This is a genomic window from Brevundimonas sp. (assembly GCF_032017145.1).
Lineage (GTDB): Bacteria > Pseudomonadota > Alphaproteobacteria > Caulobacterales > Caulobacteraceae > Brevundimonas.
In genome coordinates this window covers 37,649-48,365 of record NZ_DALZQC010000004.1, presented here as the reverse complement: position 1 = coordinate 48,365, position 10,717 = coordinate 37,649, and the positions used below count along the sequence as shown (strand labels likewise).

Here is a 10,717-nt window from a genome sequence, read left to right as displayed (position 1 = left end):
TATCGGTCAGGCTTAAGCATTCTCTTTGCGGATGTTTGAGAAATTCTTTCCGGCTTTATGCAAAAGTTGTAAAAGTCTATGAGCAAGACCTTCATGGGTGTTCGTCTGCGTCGGCTGCGCGAAGAGCGCAGCCTGACCCAGACCGCCGTGGCGCAGGCGCTGGGAATATCCAACAGCTATCTCAGTCAGATCGAGCACAACCAGCGCCCGCTGACCGTGCCCCTGCTGCTCAAGCTCAACGCCGCTTTCGGCGTCGATGTTCAGCTGTTCTCGGAAGACGAGGAGGGGCGGCTGATCTCGGATGTGCGCGAAGCCCTGGGGGAGGGCGGGGCCGAGCACATATCGACGGCTGAGTTGCGGGAACTGGCGCTGAACATGCCTGCGGTCGGGCGGGCGCTGGTCGCGCTGCACCGCAAGTCGAGGCGCAGCGCCGACCGGGCCGAGGCCATGGCCTTGAGGCTGGGAGAGGAGTTCGCCGACGACACGCCCGCCCGTATGCCGTTCGAACAGGTGCGCGACTTCTTCTATTCGCGTCGCAATCATGTCGCCGAACTGGATGAGGCGGCCGAGCGTCTCTATGCCGCCGCTGGTCTGGCGCCGCGTCAGGTCCGGCCGGGCCTGGCGGCCTGGCTGGCCCAAAGGCACGGCGTGCGCGTCGTCGTCGACGAGGGGGAGGAGGCCCAGCGTCGCTTCGACGCCGTCAATCGCACCCTGCATGTCTCGCCCTTCACCAAACAGGGCCAGCAGGCGTTCCAGATGGCGATGCAGCTCGCCTATCTGGAGGCGGGCGCCGCCATCGAGACCTTGATCGACGGCGCGGGGTTCGACGACCGGGAGACGCGCGACCTTCTGCGCATCGGCCTGGCCCAGTATTTCGCCGGCGCCGTCCTGTTGCCCTATCGTGATTTTCTTCAGCAGGCCGAGACCTTCGCCTATGACATCGTGCGGCTTGGGCGGCATTTCGGGGTGGGGTTCGAGACCGTCTGTCACCGGCTTTCCACCCTTCAGCGTCCGGGGGCGCTGGGCGTGCCCTTCTTCTTCGTCAGGGTCGATCGCGCAGGCAATATCTCCAAACGCCAGTCGGCGACCGACTTTCACTTTTCGCGCGTGGGCGGTTCATGCCCGCTCTGGAATGTCTACGAAGCCTTCGCCCAGCCCGGCCGCGTCCTGACCCAGATGGCGCAGATGCCGGACGGGCGCACCTATCTGTGGATCGCCCGAACGGTCGGCAGTCCCGGTCCGGCCTTCGGCGCGCCGGGCAAGAGTTTCGCCATCGGCCTGGGGTGCGACATCCGCCACGCCTCGCGCCTGGTCTATTCGCAGGGTTTGGACCTGTCGGACGTCGCCGCCGCCACGCCCATCGGCGCGGGCTGCAAGGTGTGCGAGCGCCCAGCCTGCCCGCAAAGGGCGTTTCCGCCCATAGGGCGCGCGCTGGTGATCGACCCCAATCGCAGCGCGGCGACGCCCTATCCAACGGCGGCCTGAAGGAGCGCTGGTGGATCATATAAGGACATAAAGATATCTTTATATCTTTCTTGACTTCAGGCGTGGCTGTGGCAGTGTCCGTGCGTCGTGGTTCTCCGCTCAGTCTTCGGGCTGGGGGGAGCTAAGAGGGAAACCGGTGCAATGCCGGCGCTGCCCCCGCAACTGTAAGCGGCGAGCTGAGGGTCCATTGGATGTCACTGGGGGTTCGCCTCCGGGAAGGCCGGACCGGAAGCCGTGACCCGCGAGCCAGGAGACCTGCCTCGACAGATAACGTCCTCCGGCGGGGTGTCGGTCAGGTCGCATGAACGCCGCGACGGAGGCTTTTCGTGTGCGAGCGGTCGCGCGTTCCTGCCCGCTGTTCCGCCAGCATCAACGGCAGAGACCATGGCGAACAGCGCGTTCACATTCACCCTCAAGCGCACCGCGCTCGACGAGAACTATATTCCCGCCGAGAACACGCGGATCACGACCAATTTCGCCAATCTGGCCCGGGGGGACAGCCGACAGGAAAACCTGCGCAACACCCTGAGGATGATCGACAACCGCTTCAACTCCCTGGCGCATTGGGACAATCCGAGGGGGGATCGCTATGGGGTGGAACTGCAGATCGTCTCCGTGGAGATGAGCGTGGAGCCGGGCGAGGGGACGGACAGTTTCCCGCTGATCGAAATTCTTCAGACCACGATCGTGGACCGCCAGACCGGCCGGCGCATCGATGGGATCGTCGGCAACAACTTCTCCTCCTATGTGCGTGACTACGACTTCAGCGTCGTCCTGCCCGCGCATATGAAGGCCAATCCCGGCGCCTTCGCGCCGGCGGATTTCGGCGACCTGCACGGCAAGCTGTTCAAGCATTTCCTGAACTCGGCCGCCTATCGCGACAACTTCGCCAAGCCGCCCGTCATCTGCCTGAGCGTGTCGAGCAACAAGACCTATCACCGGACTGGCGGCGAGCATCCTGTGCTGGGCAGCGAATACGCGAACGACGAGTTTTCCCCGACCGATCAGTATTTCGCCAAGATGGGGATGAAGGTCCGCTACTTCATGCCTAGGGGCAGCGTCGCGCCCTTCGCCTTCTATCACATCGGCGACCTGACGGGCGACTACACCGACCTGGAACTGGTCAGCACCATCAGCACGATGGAGACCTTCCAGAAGATCTATCGGCCCGAGATCTACAACGCCAACTCCCCGGCGTCGGAACAATACCGGCCCAGCCTGCAATGTCAGGACTATTCGCTGACGCGCATCGTCTACGACCGCGAGGAGCGCAGCCGCCTGGCGGTCGAACAGGGCCGGTTCGTCGAGGAGCGTTTCATCAAACCCTATCGGCAGGTTCTGGACCAATGGTCCGCCAGCTTCGCCGCCTGATCCGTCATTCCCTAAGAAGTCATCCGTCATGAAAACCCTGCTGCCCACATCCACCGCCGGAAGCCTGCCCAAGCCCGTCTGGCTGGCCGAGCCCGAGACCCTGTGGTCGCCCTGGAAGCTGGAAGGCGCTGAACTGGTCGAGGCCAAGCAGGACGCCCTGCGCCTGTCGCTGGACGACCAACGCCGCGCCGGCATCGACATCGTCAGCGACGGCGAACAGACGCGCCAGCACTTCGTCACGACCTTCATCGAGCATCTGGACGGGGTGGACTTCGAGGCCCGCAAGACCATGCGGATTCGCAATCGCTACGATGCGAGCGTGCCGGTGGTCGTGGGCGCCGTCAGCCGTCAGAAGCCGGTCTTCGTCGAGGACGCCAAATACCTGCGCCGGCAGACGGACCAGCCGATCAAATGGGCGTTGCCGGGGCCGATGACGATGATCGACACCCTGTACGACGACCACTACCGAAGCCGCGAGAAGCTGGCCTGGGAGTTCGCCAAGATCCTCAACGAGGAAGCCAGGGAACTGGAGGCCGCCGGCGTCGACATCATCCAGTTCGACGAGCCCGCCTTCAACGTCTTCTTCGACGAGGTGAACGACTGGGGCGTCGCCACGCTGGAACGGGCGGCCGAGGGCCTGAATTGCGAAACCGCCGTCCACATCTGCTACGGCTACGGCATCAAGGCCAATACCGATTGGAAGAAGACCCTGGGGTCGGAGTGGCGTCAGTACGAAGAGGCCTTCCCCAAGCTGCAGACCTCCAGCATCGACATCATCTCGCTCGAGGCCCAGAACTCACGCGTGCCGATGGACCTGATCGAGCTGATCCGGGGCAAGAAGGTGATGGTCGGGGCCATCGACGTGGCGACCGACGTCGTGGAGACGCCCGAACAGGTCGCGGACACCCTGAGGAAGGCGTTGCAGTTCGTGGACGCCGACAAACTGTATCCCGCCACCAACTGCGGCATGGCGCCCCTGTCCCGCCGCGTCGCCAATGGGAAGCTCGCGGCTCTGGGCGCGGGCGCTGCGATCGTTCGCAACGAACTCTTGGCCTGAACCCTGACGATGGGGGAGTTGGCTCGCGGTGGCGTCGTCGAGCCATCCGACGAAACGCCCGTCCTACGCCCGGAAGGCTTTTGATCATGCCGAACCACCTCACCGACATCGCCGAGGAAGCCGATCTGCGTCGGCTCTTCGGCCTGTTCCCGACCGGAGTGACTGCCCTGGGCGCCATGGAGGACGGCCGTCCCGTCGGCATGACGGCCAGCGCATTCGTCGCCGTGTCGCTAGATCCGCCTCTCGTTTCGGTCTGCATCAAGCGCGGCTCCTGGACCTGGCGGCGGCTGCGCGCCCGGCCGCGCATCGGCATCTCGTTCCTTGGAGACAGCCATGCCGTCGCCGCGCGTCAGCTGGCCCAGACGGGCGATGATCGGTTTTCGGGGCTGGACTATCAGGTCGGCCCGGAGGGCGCGCTGTTCCTGGCCGGCGCGCCCGCCTGGCTGGACTGTTCGGTGGAGAAGGAGGTCGAGGCGGGCGACCACGACATCGTCCTTTTCCGTCTGCACCGGGCCGCCGCAGCCGATGGGATTTCGCCGCTGATCTTCCACTCCAGCAGATTCCACACCCTTTCGCCCATCGAGCGATCGCACGCGCCGCTCTGCCCCGCCGAATGAGAAGCCGGCCTGAGTAGAACGGGTCAGACCAATCGCCGCAGAAGATCCCCGAGAGGAACTGAGCCGGCCTTCGAGGCTTTGGACTTCAAGCCGTGAGCAGGCGCGTGTGGGGGGCGATCATGAATGCAGAACCGATCTGGACGCCCTATTGCGGTCCGGCGCCGGAGGCGGGGGATTGGCGGTGGAACCTGGACCCGGTCCTGTTGGGCGTCATGCTGATGGTCACGATGCTTTTGGCCGCGCGGCTGGACGGGCGGCGGCGGGTGTTCGGTCTGATGGGGATGGGGGTTCTGGCGATCAGTTTCGTCTCGCCCCTGTGCGCCCTAAGCTCGGCGTTGTTTTCGGCGCGGACGGTTCACCACGTGCTTCTTATCGGGGTGGCGGCGCCGCTGCTGGCCTGGGCGACGCCCCGGCGTGACGGCGGCGGGCTGATTCTGGCGACGGCGGCGCAGGCGGTGGTGCTGTGGGCCTGGCACGCGCCGGGTCTTTATGGCGCGGCGCTTTCGAACGACGCCCTCTATTGGGTCATGCAGCTGAGTCTGCTGGGGAGCGCCGTCTGGTTCTGGACCAGGGTCAGAGCCGCTTCGGCCCCGGCGGCGGTCGTGGCCCTGCTGGCGGCCATGCTGGCGATGGGATTGCTGGGGGCGGTGCTGACTTTCGCCGGACAAGCGGTCTATGCGCCGCACTTCTACTCGACACTGGCCTGGGGCATGACGCCGCTCGAGGATCAGCAGGCGGCGGGACTGATCATGTGGGCCCCGGCGTCGGCGCTTTATCTGTTCGCCGCCCTGGCGGTTCTGGGGCGGATGCTGAGGCCGACGCGAGAGGTCGCGGCGTGATCGTTCGGCTGTTCCAGCAGGCCCTGGAATGGGCGGCGGGCCATCATGACGAGGGTCGCTATTCGCCGGTGGCAATCGCCTTTCACTGGACCATGGCAGGGCTGGTGGTGTTCCAGATCGGCTGGGGCTTCTGGATGGGGCGCCAGCCGGTGGGGGCGGCCATGGTCGCGGCCTATGACCTGCATTTCGCGATCGGAGTGCTGATGCTGATCCTGGTGATCGGCCGGCTGTCCTGGCGGCTGATGGCGCCGGACCTGGTCAATGATGCGGACAAGCCAGGCTGGGAAAGCTGGGCGGCGCACGTCACCCACTATGTCTTCTACATCTGCCTGTTCGGTCTGCCGCTGACAGGATGGGCCATGATTTCGGCGACGGATCGGACGCGCCAGCTAGAGGCGCTGGGGTTCATTCGCTGGCCGTTGCTGCCTCTGCAGGATTTGTCGAACACCCAGCTATGGGCGATCGAGGCGGCGGCGGAGTGGATGCATTGGGGCATGGTGCTGACCCTGCTGCTGATGATCCCCATTCATGCGGGCGCCGCGCTCAAGCACCATCTGATCGATCGGGACGACGTGTTTCACGCGATGCTGCCGGTCGTGCCGCTGCGTCCACGGAAGCGGACCCGGTGGCAGCGGCGGTGGCGGGCGCTGGAGCGGCGGGTCGTGTCGACAGCCAAAGGGCTATTGCGCGGGCTTCTGGGTCCGAAAGCGATTTGACGGCTGAGGCCATGACGCCGCGCGGATCGTTGCGGCGCTTGCCCGACTTCCAGCGGTCGATCTGCTCCAGCGTATAGGCGGCGGGCTGGCCGGCGATCTGGGGGTTGCCGCCGCGACCCGTCCCTTCGCCCTCGGCGCCGTGACATGAGGCGCAGGCCACGATGCCGCGCGACGGATCGCCCGACAGATAGACGGCCGGAGCGGGGGCGGGGACCGTTTGGGCCGACGAGGCCGGCAGGCCGGCGTACCAGGCGGCGACGGCGTGGCGATCCTTCTGATTCAGCGCCTTAGCGATGCGGGTCATCTGATCGTCGGGACGAAGGCCCGAGGCGTAGTCCTCCATTTGCTTCCGCAGATAGCCGACATCCAGACCGGCCAGGCGCGGGGCGGAGACGCCGTCGCCCTGGCCCTGCAGACCATGACAGGTGAAACAGGCGTTGGCCGCCCCGCCGGCGCCGCCGCTCATGGCGATGATCCGTCCATCGGCGCTGAAGGCCGCATCCGTCTGTCCGCGTGTGGCGTCGCAGGCCCCGAGCGCCCCCAGGGCGAACGACAGACCGATGAAGGGAAGGGGCGAGCGCACGCCCCTTCGAACCCGCCTCTATGGCGAAGGTTCCGGCGCGCGTCCGGGGCGGCGTGTCGCACCGGGGAACCCCGGCCCCCGCAGCGGATTGTGTGGTCAAGCTTTTGGGGGCGGGATGATACGGTCGACGCAGACGCGTTGGAGCAAGAGGGGATGGCTGATCGCCGGCCTGCCCCTGATGCTGGCCGCGTGCGTGGACAAGGCCGATCTGCCCCGTCAGGTGGCGCAGGGCGATGCGGCCAGGGGGTTGGGCGTCGTGCAAGAGATCGGTTGCGCCGCCTGTCACAAGATCCCCGGCGTCGCCTGGCCCCAGGGTCGCAGCGGCTCCAACCTGGCCGGATTCGGCGCCCGGCCGATGATCGCGGGGCGGCTGCCCAACCAGCCCGACGTGTTGATCCGGTGGTTGATCGACGCCCCTTCCCTGGACCCCCAGACCGCCATGCCGCCCATGCCCCTGTCCCACGATCAAGCCCGCGACGTCGCGGCCTATCTGTATACGCTCGATGACGACTGAACCGACGCCCGGAACCGCCGGCTGGCCGCCGCCCGTGCTCGATCCGGCAGGACCGTTCGCGGCGCCGATCCACACCGTGGCCTGGGTGCTGTTCGTCATGTCGTTGGTGGTCATGGCGATCGTGCTGGCCGCGCTGGGCGTGGCGCTGTTCGGATCGCGAGAATGGAAGCGGCGCGTGGGCGGCGAGCGGTTGATCTGGGCGGCGGGCCTGGTCTTTCCGGTCGTGGTCCTGACGGGGCTGCTGATCTACGGACTGAACACCACCGCGAGGATCGCCGATGCGCCCCGGCCCGGCGAAATGCGCATCCGCGTGACCGGCGAGATGTGGTGGTGGCGCGTGGCCTATCTGGACGAGCAGGGCCGCGAAATCCTGCAGGACGCGAACGAGGTGCATATTCCCGTCGGCCAGCCGGTGGTGTTCGAACTGGAAAGCGCCGACGTGATCCACAGCTTCTGGGTTCCGCGCCTGGGCGGCAAGACCGACATGATCCCCGGTCGTCGCAACTTCATGCGGCTGCAGGCGGACCAGCCGGGGACCTATGGCGGCCAGTGCGCGGAATACTGCGGCGGGCCGCACGCGCTGATGGGGCTGGTGGTGGTGGCCCATGCGCCGGACGGCTTCGCCGCCTGGAGGGCGCGCCAGGCCAGGGCCGCCCAGCCGGTGGTCCCGGCGCAGGAGACGCCGGCCCTGATCGACCAGGGGCGTCAGGTGTTCGCGGCCTCCGGCTGCGCCGCCTGCCACACCATTCGCGGGACCGAGGCCAACGGGCTGGCCGGGCCCGATTTGACCCACGTCGGATCGCGCCAGACCCTGGGCGCCGGCATCCTGCCGAACAATCAGGGCACGATGGCGGGCTGGATTTCCGACAGCCAGGCGATCAAGCCGGGCAACAGGATGCCGTCCTATCCGGTCCTGGCCGGGCAAGACCTGCGGGCCGTCGCCGCCTATCTGGAAAGTCTGAAATGAGTTCGGAAACCGGGTTCGACACCGAACTCTATAAACGCTTTCCGACCACCGAGCCCCGGCCCGAGGGCGAACTGGAGCAGTTGGAGGACGTCTGGTGCGGCCCGCGCAAGCCGTGGGAGTGGATCACCGCGATCAACAACAACTTCGTCGGCGTCTATTACGTCGGCGCGGCCATGCTGTTCTTCGTGCTGGCCGGGGTTCTGGCCTTGTTGATGCGGACGCAGCTGGCCCTGCCGATGACCGGTTTCCTGGCGCAGGAGACCTACAATCAGATTTTCACCATGCACGGCACGGTGATGATGTTCCTGTTCGCCGTGCCGGCGGTCGAGGCGCTGGGCGTGCTGTTGCTGCCGCAGATGCTGGGGGCGCGCGACCTGCCGTTTCCGCGCCTGTCGGCCTATGCCTTCTGGGCCTATCTGATCGGGGGCCTTTGCTTCTTCTGCTCGCTGTTTTTCGGCCTGGCGCCCAACGGCGGCTGGTTCATGTACCCGCCGCTGACCTCGATGACCTATTCGCCGGGGATCAACGCCGACTTCTGGCTGCTGGGCATCGGCTTCATCGAGATTTCGGCCATCGCCGGGGCCATAGAGATCATCGTCGGGGTGCTGAAGACCCGCGCGCCGGGGATGACGCTGGACAAGCTGCCGATCTTCGCCTGGGCCATGCTGATCTTCGCCTGCATGATCATCATCGCCTTCCCGTCGATCATCCTGTCGACCCTGTTGCTGGAGCTGGAGCGGGCGCTGGGCTGGCCGTTCTTCGATGCGGCCAAGGGCGGCGATCCCATGCTGTGGCAGCACCTGTTCTGGTTCTTCGGCCACCCTGAGGTCTACATCATCTTCCTTCCGGCGGCCGGGGCCATGTCGACCCTGATCCCGGCGGTGGCCCAGACCAGGCTGGTCGGATACCGGCTGGTGGTTCTGGCCATGCTGGCGACGGGCTTCATCAGTTTCGGCGTGTGGGCCCACCACATGTTCACGACGGGCATGCCGCAGATTTCCATCAACTATTTCAGCGCCGCCTCCATGGCCGTCAGCGTGCCGGCGGGGGTGCAGGTCTTCGCCTGGATCGCCACCCTGGCGGCGGGCAAGATGCGGTTCAACACACCGGGCCTGTTCGCGGTCGGGGGGCTGGTCACCTTCGTCATGGGCGGGTTGACGGGGGTGATGGTGGCCATGGTGCCGTTCGACTGGCAGGCCCACGACAGCTATTTCATCGTCGCCCATCTGCATTACGTGCTGATCGGCGGGATGGTCTTCCCGTTATTCGCCGCCATCTACTACTGGACGCCGATGTCCAGCAGTCGGCCGCTCAGCGAGCGGTGGGGCAAGTGGATCTTCTGGCTGATGTTCGTCGGCCACAACGTCACCTTCCTGCCGATGCATCTGACCGGGCTGATGGGGATGCCGCGCCGGGTCTATACCTATCTGCCGGATCGGGGCTGGGACCTGCCCAACATGATCTCGACCGTGGGATCGTTCCTGTTCGGCCTGGCCGTGCTGTTGTGGGTCGTGGACATGATCCGCAACTTCCGCCCGTTCCGCGCCAGGGAAGCGGGCAATGTCTTCGGGGGGGCGGGGCTGGAGTGGCTGCCGTCCGGCCTGTATTCGCTGCGGTCGTCGCCGGTGATCCGGAGCCTCTATCCGCTGTGGGACCAGAAGAATCTGGCGCGGGATGTCGTGGCGGGTCGGTACTTCCTGCCTGGCGCGCCGCGCGGCGAGCGCGAAACCCTGATCACCAGTCCAGTCAACGCCGAGCCGCAATATGTGCTGCGCATTCCCCGGCCTTCCAGCTGGTATGTGTGGGGCGCTGTCTTCACGGCCGGCTTCTTCCTGATCCTGACTGTCCAGGCCTATCTGCTCTCGGTCGTCAGCGGCCTGCTGGCGATCTACTGTATCTGGGAGTGGGCCTGGCGGCTGGATCGGCCGAACCCGCATGAGACGGTGGACGTCGGCGGCGGCGTCCGGCTGCCGACCTATGTGTCGGGGCCGTCCAGCCACGGCTGGTGGGCCATGGTCATCACCCTGATCGTCGGCGGCATGGTCGCCGTCATGGCCTGCTTCTCCTATGTCTTCCTGTGGAGCCGCCGGCCTGACCTGTGGCAGGCGCCGCCGGATCTGGGCTCACTGACGTTGACGCTGGGTCTGCTGGTCCTGGCCGGCGTCGGCGGCTGGGCGGCGCAGGCCGCGCTGAAGCTGGACCGGCCGCGCAGTCCGGTGATCGCGGCGGGACTGATGCTGCTGGCGACCCTGGCGGCGGGCGGGGCCTGGGCGGCTGAAGCCTCGGCATGGTGGGCCTCTGGTCTGCGGCCCGACGTTTCCAGCCAGGGCGCCACCGTCTTCGCCCTGTTGGCGTGGCAAGGGTTGTTCGCGGGAATCTGTCTGCTGATGGGGCCGTTCGCGGCGCTGCGCTGGATGTTTGGTCATCTGTCGCCCAAGCGGCCGGCGACGTTCGAGCTGATCGCCCTGTTCCTGGCCTTCACGGCGCTTCAAGGGATGGGCACGACCCTGCTGGTGCGCCTGTTTCCCGGCGTGATGTCGTGAGGTTCTGGTTCGTGACTTTAGGCGG

The 10,717-nt window shown here is 66.3% G+C and carries 9 protein-coding genes, 1 pseudogene and 1 riboswitch; of the genes and pseudogenes, 9 read left to right on the top strand and 1 reads right to left on the bottom strand.

The window, feature by feature from the left end; translation table 11 throughout:
- Positions 1 to 78 precede the first annotated feature (78 nt).
- The 6 genes from RTU05_RS01425 (at position 79) to RTU05_RS01400 (ending at position 6,085) form a co-directional block, all read left to right on the top strand.
- The gene (locus RTU05_RS01425) at positions 79 to 1,485 is read left to right on the top strand and encodes a short-chain fatty acyl-CoA regulator family protein (RefSeq protein WP_312595108.1); all 1,407 of its coding nucleotides are present in this window, start codon (positions 79 to 81) and stop codon (positions 1,483 to 1,485) included.
- 71 nt (positions 1,486 to 1,556) lie between these two features.
- Positions 1,557 to 1,763, top strand: a riboswitch (cobalamin riboswitch).
- Positions 1,764 to 1,869: 106 nt separating this feature from the next.
- Positions 1,870 to 2,856, top strand: a complete 987-nt coding sequence (locus tag RTU05_RS01420; protein WP_312595106.1) for a DUF1852 domain-containing protein — start codon at positions 1,870 to 1,872, stop codon at positions 2,854 to 2,856.
- Positions 2,857 to 2,884: 28 nt separating this feature from the next.
- Positions 2,885 to 3,913, top strand: a complete 1,029-nt coding sequence (locus tag RTU05_RS01415) for a methionine synthase (protein WP_312595104.1) — start codon at positions 2,885 to 2,887, stop codon at positions 3,911 to 3,913.
- Positions 3,914 to 3,999: 86 nt separating this feature from the next.
- Positions 4,000 to 4,530: a flavin reductase family protein gene (locus tag RTU05_RS01410; RefSeq protein WP_312595102.1), complete on the top strand. Its 531-nt coding sequence runs from the start codon at positions 4,000 to 4,002 to the stop codon at positions 4,528 to 4,530.
- 92 nt (positions 4,531 to 4,622) lie between these two features.
- The gene (locus RTU05_RS01405) at positions 4,623 to 5,369 is read left to right on the top strand and encodes a cytochrome c oxidase assembly protein (RefSeq protein WP_312595100.1); all 747 of its coding nucleotides are present in this window, start codon (positions 4,623 to 4,625) and stop codon (positions 5,367 to 5,369) included.
- Positions 5,366 to 6,085: a cytochrome b gene (locus RTU05_RS01400; protein ID WP_312595098.1), complete on the top strand. Its 720-nt coding sequence runs from the start codon at positions 5,366 to 5,368 to the stop codon at positions 6,083 to 6,085. Before RTU05_RS01405 ends, RTU05_RS01400 begins: the two co-directional genes overlap by 4 nt.
- Before the next feature lie 7 nt (positions 6,086 to 6,092).
- Here RTU05_RS01400 and RTU05_RS01395 read toward each other — a convergent pair.
- Positions 6,093 to 6,551: pseudogene (locus RTU05_RS01395) on the bottom strand (c-type cytochrome); the annotation flags it as partial.
- 232 nt (positions 6,552 to 6,783) lie between these two features.
- On the opposite strand from RTU05_RS01395, the gene RTU05_RS01390 reads away from it, so the two are divergent.
- From RTU05_RS01390 to ctaD, 3 genes are read left to right on the top strand one after another with little or no spacing between them, the layout of a single operon-like run.
- On the top strand, positions 6,784 to 7,182 hold the full coding sequence (locus tag RTU05_RS01390) for a c-type cytochrome (RefSeq protein WP_312595096.1): 399 nt from the start codon (positions 6,784 to 6,786) through the stop codon (positions 7,180 to 7,182).
- Positions 7,172 to 8,149: a cytochrome c oxidase subunit II gene (gene coxB / locus RTU05_RS01385; RefSeq protein ID WP_312595094.1), complete on the top strand. Its 978-nt coding sequence runs from the start codon at positions 7,172 to 7,174 to the stop codon at positions 8,147 to 8,149. The genes RTU05_RS01390 and coxB overlap by 11 nt, the downstream gene beginning before the upstream one ends.
- A complete protein-coding gene (gene ctaD / locus RTU05_RS01380) occupies positions 8,146 to 10,692 on the top strand; it encodes a cytochrome c oxidase subunit I (RefSeq protein WP_312595092.1) in 2,547 nt (848 codons plus the stop codon). The genes coxB and ctaD overlap by 4 nt, the downstream gene beginning before the upstream one ends.
- Positions 10,693 to 10,717 lie beyond the last annotated feature (25 nt).